We start from the raw sequence: 18,453 nt of genomic DNA on the forward strand, positions 1-18,453 counted from the left end.
GATGAATGATAATTCTATTATAAAATCTAAAAATATTGTGCTTAAACTGTTTATTCCTTTACTTTTGATTATAATACTGGTATACGAAAAGAATCGGGATTATATGTTCTTTCATCAATTTGTTGAAATACTATGTACAACTTTTGGAGCTTCACTTACTATGATGTCTATAAATAGATTTAATTTAAGAAGACATAATCTATTTACTTATATAGGTTTAGGTTTTTCTGTTATATGTATAGCGAATTTAGTACATATATTATCGTTTAATGACGGCAAAAAGTATGAGCAAGTATTAAACTTTACTTTGCCAATGTGGCTTATCACTAGTTGGTTAGAACATTTAGTTATAATTTTATCCCTATATTTTAATAAGAAAGCTATAGGTTATCTTAAAGCAGTTACAATATTTTTCGCAGGTGGTGTAGCTATTTTTGCTTCGCTTTTAATGATTTATTACTATACAAAATCGAATTCAATTGCATATCGTAGATTTATTTTTATAAATTTAAACTGGGGGATTATTATACTCATATTTATATTTGTATTTATAGCAGTACTGGGAAGTACTAGTATAAGTAATGATAGTAAAAAATATATTCTTGTATACCTCTCTCTTGTGATTATATATGAGAGTATAGCTAAGGTGACTTTTACAAGCTATGATAATATTAATTATAATATAATTTTAACAGTGCATATTTTGAAATATTTAGCCTATTACACTCTTTTTGAAGGTATAAGCAAATTCCTCATACAAGGAACCTACAGTGAAATGTACGAGGAACTTAAGCAAATGGAAAAAGATCAAAAACATTATAGTAGCATACTACAAAAGAGAATGAATTTAGAAATTGAACTTCAGAAAATGATGGAAATGAGTAAAAGCAAATATAATATACTAATTAACTCTATACCAGATTCCATATTGATTTTTGAATACGAAAAAATTAATTTTATAAATTCGTCTGCAAAAAAACTATTAGAATTTATTTGTGGCGATTACAAGAAAATCGAGAAGCTTAAGCTTGGTGAATTTATTGATTATATAGGTTCTTTAAGCAGCACATATACGGCACTTGAGAAAAACAGTATGAATTTTTCTATTGATATTGATGGTAGTATAAGGTTATACGACATATCTACTGAGTGTATTAATAATAAGATATGTGTTGTTTTAATCAGAGATGTTACTGATATAGGAAAAATTAAAAATTTGAAAAGTGAGTTGGAAGGGTATATAAAAGATGACGAAATAAAAAGACAATTTTACACAAATATATCCCACGAATTAAGAACTCCTATAAATGTTATTTTTTCTGCGTTACAGTTAAATGATCTATACCTCTTAGAAAAAAACAAAAGTGGATTGAGTAAAAATGGAGAAAATATAAAAAGAAATTGTCTTAGACTTATAAGAACTATAAATAATTTTATTGATACAAATAAGCTATCAGAAGGATATTTAACTCCAGATATGAAGATATATAACATAGTAGATTTGGTGGAAGACGTAGCACAATCTACAATAGGATATATAGAAAAGTTTAATATGAAACTTACCTTTGATGTAGATGAAGAAGAAATATATGTTAAATGTGACAAGGAATTAATTGAAAGAGTTATATTGAATCTACTTTCTAATAATGTAAAGTATGGAAAACCTGGTGGATTTATTTTCGTCTCAATAACTTGTGACAGCGATTTTGTGGATATATGTATACTTAATGATTCAGATTCAATATCTGAAGAAGAACAGGATTATATATTCGATAAATTCTCTAAAAATCAATATTCACTTAATAGTAGAAAAGAAGGCAGTGGGTTAGGTCTTTTTATATCTAAAGCATTAATAGAGCTACAAGAAGGTGAAATCAAATTAAATTCATTTAATTATGGAAATAGATTCGATATAAAATTTAAGAGAACAAAAGATTATAGAGGGGATTATATAGAATATAAAAATGCTAATATAAATGAGTTAAAAGAGAAGGTAGATATTGAGTTTTCAGATATATATATTTGATTACCTTAGACATTATAAACTCTTGATATTATGTTAAGAAAATTATCTCTATGTGTACTTTTTAGAACTAAAATTTATATTTCAAAAGCCTTCTCTTATAAGAAAGAGGAGGCTTTTAAAATAGTTTTTGAATTTTAATGTTACATTTTTACTCAACAAAAGAAGAATTGAAATTTATGGAATAGTTTGGCGATAATTTTCATAGTATAAAAAAACGAAACAAGGGGGATGTAATGAGTTTTTTAAAAGTAAATAATAAATTTAATATTGGTGATCTAATAATAAGTATTCTAATTTCACTTGGAGGAGGGGTAATGATAGGTTTTTTTACTAATGATGCGGACAAACAGTATGTAAATCTTAATAAACCAATATTTTCACCGCCAAGTTGGGTTTTTCCACTAGTGTGGGCTGTGCTGTATATTCTTATAGGAATTGCTGCGTATAGAATATACGAGCTAAGAAAGCAAGGGAAGAATACAAAAAATGCACTAGTTTATTATTATATCCAATTAATACTAAATTTTTTGTGGCCCATAATATTTTTCAAACTAAAATTGTATGGCGTAGCTTTTATTGAATTAGTAGTGTTAATAATTTTTATATTTATTACTATTATAAAGTTTTTTAAAGTAGATAAAGTTGCAGGTTTTCTTATGTTGCCTTACATACTTTGGTGTTTATATGCAAGTATACTAAATTTGTTTGTGTGGATAATGAATGAGATGTAAAAATATAATAAACATATAAGAAAAATGATAATTCAATAATATATCACCGCTTTCACATATGAAATTTATTGTAAAAAAAGCAAAAAAATAAAAAAATAATAAAAGTTTCTATAAAGATAGTTGTTTTATTTGAGAAGATATGGTATATATTATATATGAATTAAAAAATTGTTAATACTTTCTAAATAATTTAAATATTTGATGAATAATATTTGAAAATATTAATTGTACAACCTTTGATGTTGTGAAAATCTGTTTTCAGATTATATATATAAAGTAAAAGGGGGTGAATCTATTCTAGTGCGCAAAAATGTGTGCTAAGAATAGGAATTTAATGAAGAGAAAGTCGATCGCTTTATTAAGCACAATCCTAGCTGGAGCAATAGTTCTAACTGGATGTGGTACAAAGAAAGATGATACTAAGCAGGCTAATGATGCTGCTAAAACTGTTAAGGCAAACGAGGTAAAGAAAGCTACTGATACTAGTAAGCTTCCACAAGTTGCTAAAGACAGAAAGGATACACTTATAGTTGGTGGTACTGCACCAAAAGGAAAATTCAATCCTTTATATGCAGATTCAACTTATGACCAATATATTGTATCTTTAATATTTGAATCATTGATATCAAATGATGCACAAGGTAATCCAACTCCTGCATTAGCAAAAGAGTGGAAAATTTCTGATGATGGAAAGACTTACACATTTACATTAGTAGATGGAGCTAAATTCTCAGATGGTACAGAAGTTACTGCTGATGACGTTGCATTCACTTATACTTCTTTCTGTGATCCTAAGTATGATGGACCAAGAGTTGATGCTGTAGAAAAGCTTCAAGGTTACAAAGAATATAAAGAAGGCTCAGCAACTTCAGTATCAGGTATAAAGGTAATAGATAAGAAAACTATTTCCTTCACTTTAACAGAAGTAAAGGGTCCTGGAATATATGATTTCGGTTATGGTATATTACCAAAGGCTGTTTACAACTTTGAAAAAGGTAATATCCAAAAAATTAAGGATAGCTTTAATAAACCAGTAGGTGCTGGTCCATACAAATTTGTAGAATTTAAGCAAGGTGAATCTGTAAGCCTTGAAAAGAATGATGGCTTCTATAAAGGTGCTCCTAAGATTGCTAAGATAATCTACAAGGTTACAAACGATAAGACAAATGTTCAAGAATTATCTGCTGGACAGGTTGATATAAACCAAGTAACAGCTAATGCTAACACTGTAAAGATGGTTCAAGCTGCTGGATTCTTAGATCAACAGATATTCTCTGCTAACAGCTATTCATATATAGGATTAAATACAAGATTACCTATGTTTAGTGATAAGAAGGTACGTCAAGCTCTTATGTATGGTTTAAGAAGAGATGAATTCGTTAATTCTTATTATCAAGGATATGCAAGTGTTGCAAATACACACAATGCACCAACATCATGGGTTGAACCAACAGGCATAAATGATTACAAGTATGATGTAGACAAGGCTAATAAGTTATTAGACGAAGCTGGTTGGAAGATGAATGATAGTACAAAGATAAGAGAAAAAGATGGAAAGCCATTTGAAATACATTGGTTAGCTACATCTGACAATAAGATGATGGAATCACTTATTCCAATAGTTAAAGAAGACTGGAAGAAACTTGGTATTAATGTTATAACTGATATGTTAGACTTTAACACAGTTGTTGAAAAAGTTTATGACAAGCAAGATTTCCAAATGTATGCAATGAGCTGGTCACTTTCAACAGATCCAGATCCATCAGGTATATTCTCTAAATCACAAGATGCACTAGGTGGAAACAACTCAGTTGGTTGGCATCCAGACAAATCAGAAGAATTACTTAAAAAAGGTATGGGAACTACTAAGTTAGATGAAAGAAAAGCTGCTTATCAAGAATGGGCTAAACTTATAAATGATGAAGTTCCATATTTATTTATATCAAATCCTAAATGGGTTTGGGCTGTAAGTTCAAGAGTTAAAGGTATGGAAATATCAGCATTCAGAGATTGGACTTATGACATCTATAAAGTAGAATTGACAGATCCTACTGCTAAGTAATAAACGAAGAGGAGCAAATGCTCCTCTTTTTTTACTGTATATGAAATTATAAAATTTTTAAGGTATCTAAACCTAGATATTTCAATGCTTTTATAAGTTTTTTATGGCTATACAGTAAAAAATAAAACTAATTCACCTGTAAGTTTCCTCATATACATTCTGAAAAGCAGATGCGTCAAAAAAACTCACTGAAGAAGGGCGCTTCAGCGACTTTTTTACTGCTTAAAGCAAATTAATTATTTTAACGTTTAATTATTTTTAATATATGTTAAAATAATAATATAAGCTTTACAAAATTTTCTATAAGGAGTTGGTAATATGCTAATAAAAAATGGCAAGATTTTCACCATGAACGGACAAGCTTTGGAATGTGGAAGCATTCTCATAAAGGATGGAAAAATAGTAGAGGTTGCAGAAAATATAGATGTATTAGAAGAAGAAGTTATTGATGCTAAAGGTGGTTATGTAATACCAGGTATGATTGATGCGCACACTCATATTGGAGGAGAAGAAGAAAATATGGGTTTCGAAGGTCGTGACATCAACGAAATGACTGATCCGATAACTCCTCATCTAAGAGCTTTAGATGGTGTAAACCCAGTAGATGGAGCTTTTAGAAAAGCAGTTAAAGCCGGAGTAACTTCTGTTCTTACTGGACCAGGAAGCGCTAACGTAATAGGTGGACAGTTTTTAGCTATGAAAACTCATGGTAATTGTATCGATGAAATGATACTTAAAGAACCAGTAGCTATGAAGATTGCTTTTGGAGAAAACCCTAAGAGAGTGTATAACTCAAAAGGGAAAGCTCCTATGACAAGGATGGCTACAGCTGCTTTACTTAGACAGACTCTAACTGAAACCAAAAATTATATTGGAAAGAAGAAGAAGGCTGAAGAAAAAGGAGACTTTTTTGAAATAAATTTAAAATATGAGGCATTAGTACCTGTAATAGAAGGAAAGATTCCTCTTAAGGCGCATGCTCACAGAGCTGATGACATACTAACGGCTCTAAGAATCGCAAAGGAATTTAATGTTCCAATAACTTTGGACCATTGTACAGAAGGCCATTTGATAATTGATCAAATTAAGAATTCAGGGGTTTCTGCATTGGTTGGTCCAACCATGACTTTTAGTACAAAGATAGAATTGACAAATAAAAGTTTTAAGACACCTGTAGAGCTTATAAAGGCAGGTGTAAAAGTAGCTATTATAACTGATCACCCAGTTATTCAAATAGAACACTTACCTCTTTGTGCTGCATTTGCGATGAAAGCAGGTTTAACCTTTGAGGAAGCTTTAAGTACAATTACTATAAATGCTGCAGAAATAGCAGGTATAGCCGATAGAGTTGGTAGTTTAGAACCTGGTAAAGATGCAGATATAGTTATATTAGATGGAAGTCCTTTCGAAGTTGCTACAACAACTTTATATACAATAGTAGATGGTAAGGTTGTTTTTAGTAAATATGAATAAAGGTTTAATTTATAGTTAAAATAGTATATAATTAATATAGCTTCTCTTAAGTGGGAGGCTATATTTTTTGTTTTTTAAGAAGCTGTAATTTTTAAATTGGCAAATATAAATTTTTAATGTTTATATAAAATACTTAGTAGAACATTAAACTTCCTAAAAAAACATAGGTTGTTTTCTTAGAAAGGATTTTGATTATGGGAAAAGCTTTATTCGTTACAGAAAAACCATCTGTAGCAATGGAATTTATAAAATTACTCAAAGTTAATGGAAGAAAAGGTGACGGATATGTAGAAGGCCAGGAGTCTATCTTTACTTGGTGTGTTGGACATATGGTTACAATGTGTTATCCAGAAGCATATGATATTAGATTTAAAAGATGGAATCTAGGGGAACTACCATTTTTGCCAAAGGAATATAAGTATGACGTTATACCTAATGTAAAGAAGCAATTTGATACTGTATCTTCACTTCTAAATAGAGATGATGTTGATGTAGTTTATGTATGTACGGACTCTGGAAGAGAAGGGGAATACATATATAGATTGGTTGACCAAATGGCTGGTGCACCTAGAAAAATAAAAAAAAGAGTATGGATAGATTCACAAACTGAGGAAGAGATAAGAAGAGGAATTAAAGAGGCGAAACCCCTTGAAGAATATGATTCTCTAGCGGCTTCTGCATATCTTAGAGCTAAGGAAGATTTTCTCTTAGGAATAAATTTTTCAAGATTACTTACTTTAATGTATGGTAGAAAGATTTCAGAGGTTTTATCGGAAGAAAGAGTAGTAATTGCAGTAGGAAGAGTAATGAGTTGTGTTTTAGGTATAGTAGTAAATCGTGAAAGAGAAATAAGAAATTTTACTAAAACCAGTTTTTATAAAGTAAGTGTAGATCTTGCGAAAGAAGAAAAAAGTTTTGATGCAGAGTGGAAAGCAGTAGAGGGTTCCAAATATTATGAATCGCCACTTTTGTATAATGATAGCGGATTCAAAGCTAGAAATACTGCAGAAGAACTTGTAGAAATGCTAAAGCCAGCAGATTTAGCTTTGATTGATGAAGTTAAGAAGACTAAAGAGACGAAATATGCACCACTTTTATTTAACTTAGCAGAACTACAAAATGAATGTACGAAAAAATTTAAGATAAGTCCAGATGAAACTCTAGGAGTAGTTCAAAAGTTATATGAAAAGAAGATGCTTACATATCCTAGAACAGACGCAAGAGTTATATCATCAGCAGTAGCTAAAGAAATATCAAAGACAATAAATAAGCTTACTAAGTTTGCTTATAATCCTGGTATTGCAGAAAATGCTACTAAGATAATGAAGAACAATTGGACTAAAGATATAGCAAAAAGTAAATATGTCGATGATTCAAAGATAACAGATCACTACGCAATTATCCCTACAGGTGAAGGTGAAGGAGCTATTAGAACTCTAGGAAAGCTTGAGCGTGAGATATATGAACTAGTAGTTATCAGATTTTTAAGCATATTTTTTCCTCCGGCAAAATATTCTAAAGTTTCTATTACCGCGGATATATTAGGGGAAAAGTTTTTTAAGAGTATTAAGGTTTGCATAGAAAAAGGATACTTAGAAATATTGAAAAGTGATAACAAGGAAGAAGAAGAAAGTTCCTTTGTTTGGATTAATGAATTAAGGAAGGGCAGCAAGCTTAAAATTGGCCAGTTTTCTATAAAAGAAGGAGAAACAAGCCCGCCAAAGAGATATACTTCTGGTTCTATGATAATAGCCATGGAAAACGCTGGTAAGTTAATAGAAGATGATGAATTAAGAGAGCAGATAAAAGGTTCTGGTATTGGGACTTCAGCCACTAGAGCAGAGATAATAAAGAAACTCATAAATATTAATTATCTTATGGTAAATTCTAAGACTCAAATACTTACACCGACAATAAAAGGTGAGATGATATATGAAGTTATAAGCTCATCTATACCATCGTTGCTTAATCCAACACTTACTGCAAGTTGGGAAAAAGGATTGAAAATGGTATATGAAAAAGAGATTGAACCATCTAATTTTATGGGTAAGTTAGAAGATTATACAAAGAATAATATATTTAGAGTAAAGAAACAAAGCAATATAAATCTAATATATAAAAAACTGATGGATGTTAAAAATACATATGGTTTAACAGAAACTAAATAAAGTAAATAAATCCTATGATAAATTCAAAGTAATTCTATTTTAAATAGAAGCATTGAAGATATCATAGGATTTATATTTTTAAGTAAAGGAATTTAAAGTTTTGGCGATGTTAATTTCAACAATACTCTTAAAAATAGCCAAAGTTTTATATAATTAACTACTTATGAAAATGCAATATGCCGCTAAGAATATTATAGATAAATGGTGCTAGGAAAACTGTCATGAGTCCTGCAAGTCCAATGGAAAGTGAGCTCATGGCGCCTTCGGTTTCTCCGATTTCTAGTGCCTTAGAGGTTCCAACTGCATGAGAGGCAGTACCTAAGGAAACACCAACTGCAACCTTGTGCTTTATTCCAAATATCTTACATATCAATGGGCCTATCATAGCACCAATTATACCTGTAATAACAATAGCGACTACTGTGATAGGTACAATTCCATGAAGTTCATTGCTTATTTCCATGCCGATAGGTGTTGTGACAGCCTTAGGAGCTAAGGATTTTATTATCACTGGATCTAGTTTGAAAGCATAAGATAATAAAATTATGCTTATTATTCCAACAGTACTTCCTACAAATATACCTATGAATATAGGAAGACCATAAGCTTTAAGAAGCTTGATTTGTTTATAAAGAGGTACAGCTAAAATTACTGTAGCTGGTCCTAAAAACATATTTATAAATTGTCCACCTTGATTATAAGTTTTAAAATCAATCTTAAAAAGTAGTAAAAATCCAATTACTAAAGCAATAGCAATTAAAAGTGGGTTAAATAAAGGGAATTTTGTTCGTTTGTATAAAAGTAAACCTATTTCAAAAGCTATAAGAGATAAAACTATACCAAATAGAGCATTGCTAGTAAATATATTCATGATTGCACTCCTTAATTAGTTTTCATAATTTTTGTCACAAGCTGGATTACGAAACCAGTAACAGCTATCATAATTATTGTACTTAGTATACAAACAATCAATATTCTTCCCCAAGAGCTTTTTAGAACATCCATTGAAGTGAGTAAACCTACTCCAGCTGGAATGAAGAAAAAAGACAAGTGATCTAGAAAAAAGTTAGATATGGTTTCTATGTATGAAAGTTTAATGACTTTTGTTAATAGTAAAACTAATAATAAGAGCATTCCAATTATATTGCCAGGGATCGGAAGATTAAAGGTTTTAGAAATAAATTCCCCTATAAAAAATATTACTAGAATTATAAGTAGTTCTCTAAATAATTTCAAAGATTACACCTCCTTAAACACACTATTATAATTTAGCATTTTTTTTGAGGAAGGTAAACCGCGGAATGTGACTTAATAGTAGATAGTAAACAATTTCATTTGCCGTTAAAGATAACTATAGATACAATTTGGATACTTACTCTTGAATACTTTGAAAATCAAGTTAATAATGAAAAAAAGACAAGAAAGCTTGTCTTTTAATAAACTTAAGAAATTTCTTCAAGTTTTTGTTTGATTGTTTCTTTGTTTAAGTTACTTAAGAAGGATTCTTCAAGTGAAAAAGCTTTATTTAATAATTCAGTGGCTGCTTCTATATTTCCTTCTTCAGCGAGAATTAAACCGGAATAGTAATAAGGCTCTGAGAAATTAACGTAATCATCTATTAAAGGAGTAAACAATTCTTTAGCTTTTTCAAAGTTGCCAAGTTTATAATATATTTCACCTAAATTTGCTTTTACAATTGAACTGTTACTATATGTAATTAATGCCGCTTCATTAAATTCTAATGCCTTGTTCAAATCACCTTTATTGATTAGAAAGTACCCAAGAGTCTCAAAAATCGTAGAGGCTTTATGTACTTTTGATAGATCCTGAAGAGTTTTTATAGCAGAATCAACATCATTCTTTTTCCAATAAATTAACGCTTCTGCCATCTTAATATTCTGTAAATCTTTTTCTTTAAATTGTCTCTCGGAGATTATTTTTACAAAGATCCTGTCTGCTTCACTTACATCCCCATGTTTCAGTTCTAAAAAGACATAGTTAGCAATTATTTTTGCTTTTGATACCTTTGATAATGCTGCTTTCTTATACCAATCTATAGCATTTGCATATTGGTAATTACGGTAAGCTCTATTTGCCATAAAAGCAGCTAACATATCGCGGTTTGTGATGCCTTTGTATATGATATAGATCCAAAACAAAATACTTCCAATTGCAGGATTTACAAAAAACATAATTCCTAATATTAAAACTATTAAGATTAAATCCTTAGGAAAATTTTTGCTGACTTTTTCACCCATGATAATTCCCCCATAAAAATAGTAATATGATAATTATACTATTTTTATGGGGGAATATAAACAATCAATACTTAACTCTAACAATATTTTCTATTATTGAAACAATTTTATACATGATATAAGCAATGACTGAAAGTATTATTATACTCATCATGACCATATCTAATTGAGAGATTTGACCACCGTATACTATTAGGAATCCCAAACCATCCTTAGCAACCAAGAATTCTCCCATGATAACACCTACCCAAGAAAGACCTACATTTATTTTTAAAGCAGATATCATTGTTGGAATAGATGCAGGCATTATTAAATGAGTTAACATTTGGATTTTATTTGCACCAAAAGTTTTCATTAACTTTATCTTTTCTTCATCCACTTCCTGGAAGCCGGAAAAAACACTCATTATTGTTACAACTATTGAAATAAGGAGTGCTATTACTATGATAGCTGTAATTCCATTTCCTACCCAGAATATTATTATAGGGGCAAGGGCTACCTTAGGCAATGCATTAAGAACTACAAGATAAGGTTCCATTACCTTTGAAGCAAAATCACTCCACCATAACGCAATAGCTATAATGGTACCAAGAACTGTGCCTAAAACAAAACCTAAAATAGTTTCGTAGCATGTAACAAATATATGCTTTATAAGAGTACCTTCACCGTAAAATTGCATTATTGATTTTACAACTCTAGATGGGGTCGAAGTTAGGAATGGATCGATCCATTTTAAATCCCCTGCAATCTCCCATAGAGCTAAGAAGACTACTAAAACTAATGCTCGAACAAATGCAAGCTTTATTTTAGCTAATCTTATTTTTTTAAGGTATAATTCATGCTCTTGTTCTTTATTCATCATTTAGATCTAACTCCTTCCATGTAATATTGAAATACTCTCTAAATTGCGGCTCATCACGCCTTTGAAGAGGAGTAAGATTCTCGTTAAAGTCAAGAAATAGTTCTCTCTTTACCACAGAAGGTCTTTTTGATAGTATGACTATTTTTGAAGAGGTAGATATTGCTTCTGAAATATCGTGAGTAACCATTATTGCAGTTTTATTTTCTTTCTTTATTATTTGAAAAATTTCATCGCATACCTTTAATCTTGTTTGGTAATCTAATGCAGAAAATGGTTCATCCAGTAGTAAAATTTCTGGTTCTAAGGCAAGCGTTCTAATCAGCGCAGCTCTTTGTCTCATGCCGCCAGAAAGTTGACTTGGATAGCTTTTTTTGAATTTAGATAGACCATACTGGGATAACAATAAATCAACTTTTTCAATATTTTCTTTAGTAAGCAACTTTTTTATCTTTAAACCAAGAGTAACATTATCCCAAAGTGTAAGCCATTCGAATAAGTTATCTTTTTGAAACATATACCCAACCATGTCTTGATTTGAATCAGAGCTAGTACCATTGAACAATATTTCTCCAGAAGAGGGCTTTAGTAAACCAGAAATTATATTAAGAAGAGTTGATTTACCGCAGCCAGAAGGACCAATAACACTTACAAAGTCACCTTTTTCTATATCGATATTTATATTATTTAGTGCTTCTATAACTGATTCAGGAGTATGAAAATTCATATAGATATTTTTTATCTCAAGAAGTGCCATATTTTCACCACCTATTAAAAATTTGTCACGGATATACTGATGTATTCTTCATGGTTTTATATCTTTTTAACACTTCTCGTGAAGATCAGAAGTTATATAAAAGATATAAAAGTGAAGTAATATACATCTCGAAGCATAAAATATCCGTGACAATAAAAATTAAATACTATTTAGATAAATCTTTTAATGCTTTTTCTCCAAAGGAGTTGTCAATTATCTTATCGAATGCAGGTCTTGAAGGAACTAAACTAGCTTGATAAGACTGAATTATATCTAAAAGTCTAGTATAGTCTTCTTCTTTCATTGTAGGAACTTTTGCAAAAGCATCAATAGATCTGTAATTTTTAACAACGTTAGTTAGTATATCTTGATCTGTTCCAGGGAAGAAGGATATGATTGATTTTGCAACATCAGCGTCGCTATTCTTTTGTACCCATTGCTGACCTTTTACTATTGCACGGGTAAATTTTTCTATTATATCCGGATTCTTTTCTATATATGATTTAGTTGCGTAGAAGCAAGTATAAGGTAATGTTCCAGCTGATGCTCCAACAGAGGCAACTATACTACCAGCTTTTTCTTTTTCAAGCATAGAACCTGTAGGCTCGAAAAGAGCAACATAATCGCCGGTTCCACCTTTGAAAGCACCACCAGTTGCAGTGTAAGCAATATTAGTTACAACATTAACATCTTTACCAGGTTGAAGACCATGATTTCTTAAAACATACTCTAAAGCCATTTCAGGAACACCACCAGGACGACCGCCTATAATAGTTTTACCCTTCACAGATTCCCAAGTGAAGTTTTTGTCTTCAGTTCTTCCAACTAAGAAGGAACCATCTTTTTGAGTCAATTGAGCAAATACAATTGGGTAGTCCTCTCTCTTTTGATTATAGATGTATACAACTTGTTCAGGTCCACTGAAACCTATATCAACGCTTTTAGATAATACTTGCTGCATAGTCTTGTCTGCAACCTGTGCAGAAATACAAACAGCAGAAACCCAGTGATTTCAAGGGCTTCTGCCGTTTGTGAGTTAATGCTAGTATGCAATGTAAATTTTTGGTGCATATTTTGCTAGATCTTAAATTATAGCACTACATATTAGAGCAAGCCCAACCATCAAATTCAACCTAAGAGTTGGACCTACCAAGCCTGTTACATAAATAAGTGATATTGAATATTAATAAGTAATTGTTTGCGACAAAAAATGATAAATTTTTACTTCATTTTACTAGAAAAAGTAGAACTGAAAATGTTTGTAAATCATATAATATCCTGACTTGGTCAAATATGTAAGATGAAAAGGGGAGAAAAATAGAAGGATGAATACTAGAGAAGGTTATCATTACAACGATTGTTACGAGAAAAAACATCATTGTGAATGTCCTACTGGTCCTACAGGTCCACAAGGTCCTCCAGGGCCGAAAGGATGCCCAGGAGTTCCAGGCAGAAGAGGACCACAAGGATGTAGGGGACCAGCCGGACCAACAGGTGCAACAGGACCAGCTGGAGGGCCTACTGGGCCTACTGGACCAAGAGGGCCAAGAGGATTTATGGGACCAACGGGAGCAACAGGACCACAAGGACCAACAGGGCCAGCTGGAGGACCTTCAGGAGCAACAGGACCAACAGGACCAACAGGACCTTCAGGAGCAACCGGGCCTTCAGGAGCAACCGGGCCTTCAGGAGCAACCGGGCCTTCAGGAGCAACTGGACCAGCTGGAGATTGCTGTTGCAAAAACGCTGTGAAATATGCATTAGACACAATTCTTGCTGCAAATCCAGCACAAGATATATCATTAGTTTCATTTAATACAACTCAGACAGGGACAATTGCTGGATTTCAGGCAAATGGTGAGGTAGTAAATATTATTGATACTAATAGTGGTGATACAGTATACGTATCGTTGTGTAACGTAGTATTTATCACATTCCCAATAGCGCCAGTAACAACACCTCCATCCCCATATGATTGTACTACTCCAGGATGTTGCTGCAATGTGGATCTTGATACAGCAATAAGAAGTATTACAGGACCATTACCAGCTAATGTACAGTTAAATATTCATGTTGTAGATAATACAGCTAGTGCTTATCAAACTACAACCGTATATGGAATATGCAATGGTATACTTTGGGTTAAATTTAAAAATACTGTTAAAGGAAATAGTTATGGAGCTATTCCTCTATGCTCGATTTTTAGTGTATTTTAATGAGGACAAATAATTTTTTCAATGAAAGAGATTATTAAAACTGAAGGCATAAATCCTGTAGTTTCGTGGGTTTATGCCTTTATTTATAGTATATTCTTTTAATCAAAATAAGCCCAAGCATCGATTTTAACTCTTTACCCTAGATTTTTTAGAGGTTATAAAAGATATTACTATAGAAAATTGCGAGTATGAAATACCTTCTAAAATTGAATAGTAAATACCAGTAATATGAGATTCACTTGCTCCTCCAAGGACACCCACGAACACTATAGAGGATAAAAAGATAGCTGTGATTCTTCGTGCATTACTTTTATCAAGCCAAGAGTCGAATTTTAGTTTTGAGCAAATGAAGTATAATATGCATGTAAAAGTGGTAATTGAAATTAGTGAGGTAAGTGTATGATTCATATTCATCCTCCTTTAATTTGTATCTCTAATGCTATAAAGCTTTAAATAGAGTTATATTCTATCTTCTAAACAATACAAGGTTAATGTATCTGAAGATTTAGTGCTCATTAAAATAAGTAGATATGAAGCACCTTCCTCTATTAATTTATATCTTAGTGTTGTATTATCATTTACAATCAAATCCGTTATTTCATTTATGGCTTTCTTGTCATCTATTGACTTAGCTAGAGGTTTAAATTTATCAAGCGCTAAACTATCAAAAGACGAAAAGTTAAAATTCTTATTTATCTCATCTAAATGATCCTTGGTATAATTTAATTTAGTAAGCTTTACTCCATCACCATGAAATCCACCAGTTTTGTCTGACAGTACAGTTGCTTCCTTTGTATTAGGTAGACTAGCACTCCAGTTGATATTAATTAATGTTACCGGATCTAATAATTTGTTAAACCTGCTTACCATTGATTTTACGATTAGAAATGATGAAATAATCACTATAGAAATTATAGCGGTTAAAGTTATAAGTATCTTTTTTCTTTTAATATTCATATAAGCCTCCGCTGATATTTGATTGTGATATTTATAGTAAATAAAATATTATAATATTAATGGTTTTTTACATAAGTTCTTAACAAAAAAGGAGAAAGTAATAATATAAAAATGAGCCATAAAATAGCTAGAATTGAGTAAAATTGTGGACTTAATACTTTTAGTATTTGATTTCTTAGAAATAATGGAAAGCATGCGCCTAGAACGATTGTTAGACGGTAGGGTGCTATTATATAATACTCAGTTTTACATTTATCACATTTTATATTTCTAAAACCGCTCATTATTGATATAAATACTTTTAGCCAGCCAATTTTATTTCCGCATTTTTCACATTTTTTTATAAGCATAGGTAAAATCTCCTTGGTTTATAAAATAATTTAAAGGGAGTTATTTCTTTACATGGTATCTAGCAATGAAGGGAGTTGTAAGTATTAATACTAAAATATACGTTATTATAATAAGTAAAGCGTACAGTAGTGTATTAGTTGGTATGTGCTTTATCATAGGCATAATAGGGAGACCAATAAGTATTGCGATAAATATACGAGAAGTCATGTTAATGTAATGTTTTGTATTACAGTGGTCACATTTTATTGATTTGCTATAGCCTTCAATCCAAACTGATTTAAGGACACTTTTCCAACTAAACTCTTTAGAGCAGTTTTTACATTTCTGAATAAACATTAACTAAAATCTCCTTACCTATCTTATATTTTTTGGCTTTTTTAATGAGTCAATATCTCCACTTTGTATCGCAGCTATGTTAGCTTGAATCTTTTCATAGCTCCAGTCCCACCATTTTAGATTAAGAAGATCCTCTATAATTGAATGCTCAAATCGTTTTCTTATAACTTTTGCGGGCACACCTCCAACAATAGAGTAGGGAGGTACATCTTTAGTAACTAATGCTCTTGTACCAATAATAGCTCCGTCACCAATATGGACTCCAGGCATAATCACTGCTTCAAAGCCGATCCAAACATCATTTCCTATTACAATGTCGCCTTTGTTGTCCCATGCTTCCGTTACATTTAAACTATTATCCCATTCTTCAGAGAAAACAGGGAAGGTATAGGTGGATAATGAGCTTAGAGTATGGTTTGCACCATTCATAATGAATTTAGTGCCAAAAGCTATAGAGCAAAACTTACCTATGATTAATTTGTCATTATTTACTGGATAGTGATATAGGACATTTTGTTTTTCAAAATTCCGAGGATCATTGAAATCATGATAAAAAGTAAAGTCTCCAACTATAATGTTAGGATTAGAAATTACATTTTTTAGGTAACAGATAGTATCATCATAAGTTCTTGGATAAATTTTATCTGGATTAGGTAGGTTATTGACTTGAAAGTCTGAAGTATTCATTAATTCTCACCCTCAATTATAATTTTATTATCTTATAAATGGTTCTTTGATAGCAGCATTCAATAATTCAGAATAGGCTTTTACTTTACGAAAGGTATTGCCCATCATTTCATGCTTTCTGTAGTCTCTTATTTTTTCTAAATCAAATTCTGCTATAAATACATCTTCTGTTTCTGCATCCGCAAGAAGAATTGTATTATCAATAGGTATGCCATTTTTATCCCAAGTTATTGGACTAAAAGCACAGGAGCAGCCTGCATTTTTTCTTGGTGGGTTTGACATCGCAACACCAACCATATTTTCATAAGCCCTAGTGGATAATGCCTGAATTCTTGGCTTCATGGATTCGCAATCATTTGGAACTAGTATTAATTCTGCCCCTTTAAGCATAAGTATTCTTGCACTTTCAGGATATTCTCTATCGTAGCATATCATTACCCCAAGCTTGACTCCTTCGAATTCACACACCTTAAACTCATCACCCGATTCCAACATTCGTTCATCAGCAAAGTCACAGGTATGTACTTTACTGTATTTCATTATTATTTCGCCATTTCTATTTATAACGAATGCAGAGTTTTGAGGCTTTTTTACCCCTTTAGTGTAGGCGGTAATTACAATACCTATATTTAGGAGTTTAGCAGCTTTACAAAATGTTTGTATGTGGTCACTGTTTTCATCAATAGCTAAGTTATTCCATTCTTTAAACTCTGTAGTTTTCATAATTTCTTTAGTAGTAAGCTTTTTATGTACCTTAGGAAACTCATATCCAGTAATCCAGCATTCAGGAAATAAAACAAGATCAGCCCCAAGCTCCTTTGCTTTTTTTACTGCGCTTAGACCTTTATTTGTATTTAAGGTCATGTTATAAGGATCGCGAGTTTCTTGTACAATTGCAATTCTAAATATTTTAGTCATGTTTTAGCCCCCAATATAGCAAATATTTTTGTCAAATAAATCTTATATGATTTATTAGTAGCAACTATAGTGAATTATAGTAAACTACTAAATCAGATTCTAATTTTTTAATTTCACTTAACTTGTGTATAGATAGCCAAGTACATAGTAGTAAAAAGAAAAGCACAAACACCAAAAGTGAGTTTCTTTGAACTTTACTTAAATTTAATTGTTTATCATATATAACTGCAATCATAAAGGCTGTGATTATTATGAAGATAAAACCAGTAAATATAGATGTTATTTTCATACTCTTAATTAGTACAATATTCCTTTGAAAATCAAGAAGAGTTTCTTCATTGGTTTTATTCACTTGTATATTCTTTTTAGTCTCTTTTTCAGATAAAGAAATATCATAGACTGGATGTTTAATGCCTGATTCCCCAACAAAGTCGAGCTTAAAATAGTGGTTCCCAGTTTTTATTATGGTTGCATCACCTTCTCTGGTTTCAAGATGGAGCAAAGAAAAACCATAAGCAAAAAAAGCAATTGCAATAATAATAATTGATACGAATGATTTAATTTTAAATTTATTCATTTTTTCTCCTTAGCAATATTTATAATGTCATTTTTGTTATACATTTAATTAAGGCATAGTGGTTAGATATTATTTTT

General features: G+C 31.2%; 19 protein-coding genes. 6 read left to right on the plus strand and 13 right to left on the minus strand.

The genetic code is table 11. The features are described 5' to 3' along the window. Nucleotide 1 precedes the first annotated feature (1 nt). The 5 genes from bsdtw1_RS05715 (at nt 2) to bsdtw1_RS05735 (ending at nt 8,460) form a co-directional block, all read left to right on the plus strand. Entirely contained in the window at nt 2-2,026 is a 2,025-nt protein-coding gene (locus bsdtw1_RS05715; RefSeq protein ID WP_183276641.1) for a sensor histidine kinase, read from the plus strand. Between the two features lie 233 nt (nt 2,027-2,259). Further along, the gene (locus tag bsdtw1_RS05720; protein ID WP_183276642.1) at nt 2,260-2,757 is read left to right on the plus strand and encodes a TspO/MBR family protein; all 498 of its coding nucleotides are present in this window, start codon (nt 2,260-2,262) and stop codon (nt 2,755-2,757) included. A 334-nt stretch (nt 2,758-3,091) separates the two neighbouring features. Next, nucleotides 3,092-4,819 (plus strand): ABC transporter substrate-binding protein, encoded by a 1,728-nt coding sequence (locus tag bsdtw1_RS05725; RefSeq protein WP_183276643.1) that lies wholly within the window; start codon nt 3,092-3,094, stop codon nt 4,817-4,819. 318 nt (nt 4,820-5,137) lie between these two features. Beyond that, complete coding sequence (locus bsdtw1_RS05730) at nt 5,138-6,292, plus strand: amidohydrolase (protein ID WP_183276644.1); 1,155 nt, start codon at nt 5,138-5,140, stop codon at nt 6,290-6,292. A gap of 194 nt (nt 6,293-6,486) precedes the next feature. Then, a complete protein-coding gene (locus tag bsdtw1_RS05735; RefSeq protein WP_183276645.1) occupies nt 6,487-8,460 on the plus strand; it encodes a DNA topoisomerase in 1,974 nt (657 codons plus the stop codon). Nucleotides 8,461-8,617: 157 nt separating this feature from the next. On the opposite strand, the gene bsdtw1_RS05740 is transcribed toward bsdtw1_RS05735, so the two are convergent. The 6 genes from bsdtw1_RS05740 to bsdtw1_RS05765 all read right to left on the minus strand — a co-directional run bounded on the left by bsdtw1_RS05740 (nt 8,618) and on the right by bsdtw1_RS05765 (nt 13,295). Continuing rightward, nucleotides 8,618-9,331: an LrgB family protein gene (locus tag bsdtw1_RS05740; RefSeq protein ID WP_183276646.1), complete on the minus strand. Its 714-nt coding sequence runs from the start codon at nt 9,329-9,331 to the stop codon at nt 8,618-8,620. A gap of 11 nt (nt 9,332-9,342) precedes the next feature. After that, nucleotides 9,343-9,696 carry a CidA/LrgA family protein gene (locus bsdtw1_RS05745; RefSeq protein ID WP_183276647.1) on the minus strand — a complete coding sequence of 118 codons (354 nt, stop codon included), beginning with the start codon at nt 9,694-9,696 and terminating at the stop codon, nt 9,343-9,345. A gap of 206 nt (nt 9,697-9,902) precedes the next feature. Beyond that, complete coding sequence (locus tag bsdtw1_RS05750; RefSeq protein WP_183276648.1) at nt 9,903-10,718, minus strand: tetratricopeptide repeat protein; 816 nt, start codon at nt 10,716-10,718, stop codon at nt 9,903-9,905. Nucleotides 10,719-10,782: 64 nt separating this feature from the next. Next, nucleotides 10,783-11,580 (minus strand): ABC transporter permease, encoded by a 798-nt coding sequence (locus bsdtw1_RS05755; protein WP_183276649.1) that lies wholly within the window; start codon nt 11,578-11,580, stop codon nt 10,783-10,785. Further along, nucleotides 11,570-12,334 (minus strand): ABC transporter ATP-binding protein, encoded by a 765-nt coding sequence (locus bsdtw1_RS05760; RefSeq protein ID WP_183276650.1) that lies wholly within the window; start codon nt 12,332-12,334, stop codon nt 11,570-11,572. The genes bsdtw1_RS05755 and bsdtw1_RS05760 overlap by 11 nt, the downstream gene beginning before the upstream one ends. A gap of 166 nt (nt 12,335-12,500) precedes the next feature. Continuing rightward, nucleotides 12,501-13,295: an ABC transporter substrate-binding protein gene (locus bsdtw1_RS05765; RefSeq protein ID WP_183276651.1), complete on the minus strand. Its 795-nt coding sequence runs from the start codon at nt 13,293-13,295 to the stop codon at nt 12,501-12,503. A gap of 364 nt (nt 13,296-13,659) precedes the next feature. Between bsdtw1_RS05765 and bsdtw1_RS23590 the strand changes: the two genes are divergently transcribed. Beyond that, the gene (locus bsdtw1_RS23590; protein ID WP_280514124.1) at nt 13,660-14,550 is read left to right on the plus strand and encodes a collagen-like domain-containing protein; all 891 of its coding nucleotides are present in this window, start codon (nt 13,660-13,662) and stop codon (nt 14,548-14,550) included. 126 nt (nt 14,551-14,676) lie between these two features. Here the strand turns inward: bsdtw1_RS23590 and bsdtw1_RS05775 are convergent, their stop codons facing one another. The 7 genes from bsdtw1_RS05775 to bsdtw1_RS05805 form a co-directional block, all read right to left on the minus strand. After that, nucleotides 14,677-14,958, minus strand: a complete 282-nt coding sequence (locus bsdtw1_RS05775; protein ID WP_183276652.1) for a hypothetical protein — start codon at nt 14,956-14,958, stop codon at nt 14,677-14,679. 51 nt (nt 14,959-15,009) lie between these two features. Next, nucleotides 15,010-15,507 (minus strand): hypothetical protein, encoded by a 498-nt coding sequence (locus tag bsdtw1_RS05780; RefSeq protein ID WP_183276653.1) that lies wholly within the window; start codon nt 15,505-15,507, stop codon nt 15,010-15,012. A gap of 56 nt (nt 15,508-15,563) precedes the next feature. Continuing rightward, the gene (locus bsdtw1_RS23715; protein ID WP_183276654.1) at nt 15,564-15,857 is read right to left on the minus strand and encodes a TIGR04104 family putative zinc finger protein; all 294 of its coding nucleotides are present in this window, start codon (nt 15,855-15,857) and stop codon (nt 15,564-15,566) included. A gap of 40 nt (nt 15,858-15,897) precedes the next feature. Beyond that, nucleotides 15,898-16,194, minus strand: coding sequence for a TIGR04104 family putative zinc finger protein (locus bsdtw1_RS23720; RefSeq protein ID WP_183276655.1), 297 nt, complete (start codon nt 16,192-16,194; stop codon nt 15,898-15,900). Nucleotides 16,195-16,212: 18 nt separating this feature from the next. Beyond that, nucleotides 16,213-16,881 (minus strand): CatB-related O-acetyltransferase, encoded by a 669-nt coding sequence (locus bsdtw1_RS05795; RefSeq protein WP_183276656.1) that lies wholly within the window; start codon nt 16,879-16,881, stop codon nt 16,213-16,215. 27 nt (nt 16,882-16,908) lie between these two features. Continuing rightward, nucleotides 16,909-17,799 carry a carbon-nitrogen hydrolase family protein gene (locus tag bsdtw1_RS05800; protein WP_183276657.1) on the minus strand — a complete coding sequence of 297 codons (891 nt, stop codon included), beginning with the start codon at nt 17,797-17,799 and terminating at the stop codon, nt 16,909-16,911. Between the two features lie 64 nt (nt 17,800-17,863). Continuing rightward, nucleotides 17,864-18,376 carry a hypothetical protein gene (locus tag bsdtw1_RS05805; protein WP_183276658.1) on the minus strand — a complete coding sequence of 171 codons (513 nt, stop codon included), beginning with the start codon at nt 18,374-18,376 and terminating at the stop codon, nt 17,864-17,866. Between the last annotated feature and the right edge of the window lie 77 nt (nt 18,377-18,453).

The sequence above is a fragment of the Clostridium fungisolvens genome (assembly GCF_014193895.1).
Classification (GTDB): domain Bacteria; phylum Bacillota; class Clostridia; order Clostridiales; family Clostridiaceae; genus Clostridium_AR; species Clostridium_AR fungisolvens.

Bases quoted from the DNA above. Each gene is read 5' to 3' on its own strand.
- bsdtw1_RS05715 (WP_183276641.1), top strand. From the start codon at position 2: ATGAATGATAATTCTATTATAAAATCTAAAAATATTGTGCTTAAACTG.
- bsdtw1_RS05720 (WP_183276642.1), top strand. From the start codon at position 2,260: ATGAGTTTTTTAAAAGTAAATAATAAATTTAATATTGGTGATCTAATA.
- bsdtw1_RS05725 (WP_183276643.1), top strand. From the start codon at position 3,092: ATGAAGAGAAAGTCGATCGCTTTATTAAGCACAATCCTAGCTGGAGCA.
- bsdtw1_RS05730 (WP_183276644.1), top strand. From the start codon at position 5,138: ATGCTAATAAAAAATGGCAAGATTTTCACCATGAACGGACAAGCTTTG.
- bsdtw1_RS05735 (WP_183276645.1), top strand. From the start codon at position 6,487: ATGGGAAAAGCTTTATTCGTTACAGAAAAACCATCTGTAGCAATGGAA.
- bsdtw1_RS05740 (WP_183276646.1), bottom strand. From the start codon at position 9,331: ATGAATATATTTACTAGCAATGCTCTATTTGGTATAGTTTTATCTCTT.
- bsdtw1_RS05750 (WP_183276648.1), bottom strand. From the start codon at position 10,718: ATGGGTGAAAAAGTCAGCAAAAATTTTCCTAAGGATTTAATCTTAATA.
- bsdtw1_RS05755 (WP_183276649.1), bottom strand. From the start codon at position 11,580: ATGATGAATAAAGAACAAGAGCATGAATTATACCTTAAAAAAATAAGA.
- bsdtw1_RS05760 (WP_183276650.1), bottom strand. From the start codon at position 12,334: ATGGCACTTCTTGAGATAAAAAATATCTATATGAATTTTCATACTCCT.
- bsdtw1_RS05765 (WP_183276651.1), bottom strand. From the start codon at position 13,295: ATGCAGCAAGTATTATCTAAAAGCGTTGATATAGGTTTCAGTGGACCT.
- bsdtw1_RS23590 (WP_280514124.1), top strand. From the start codon at position 13,660: ATGAATACTAGAGAAGGTTATCATTACAACGATTGTTACGAGAAAAAA.
- bsdtw1_RS05775 (WP_183276652.1), bottom strand. From the start codon at position 14,958: ATGAATCATACACTTACCTCACTAATTTCAATTACCACTTTTACATGC.
- bsdtw1_RS05780 (WP_183276653.1), bottom strand. From the start codon at position 15,507: ATGAATATTAAAAGAAAAAAGATACTTATAACTTTAACCGCTATAATT.
- bsdtw1_RS23715 (WP_183276654.1), bottom strand. From the start codon at position 15,857: ATGCTTATAAAAAAATGTGAAAAATGCGGAAATAAAATTGGCTGGCTA.
- bsdtw1_RS23720 (WP_183276655.1), bottom strand. From the start codon at position 16,194: ATGTTTATTCAGAAATGTAAAAACTGCTCTAAAGAGTTTAGTTGGAAA.
- bsdtw1_RS05795 (WP_183276656.1), bottom strand. From the start codon at position 16,881: ATGAATACTTCAGACTTTCAAGTCAATAACCTACCTAATCCAGATAAA.
- bsdtw1_RS05800 (WP_183276657.1), bottom strand. From the start codon at position 17,799: ATGACTAAAATATTTAGAATTGCAATTGTACAAGAAACTCGCGATCCT.
- bsdtw1_RS05805 (WP_183276658.1), bottom strand. From the start codon at position 18,376: ATGAATAAATTTAAAATTAAATCATTCGTATCAATTATTATTATTGCA.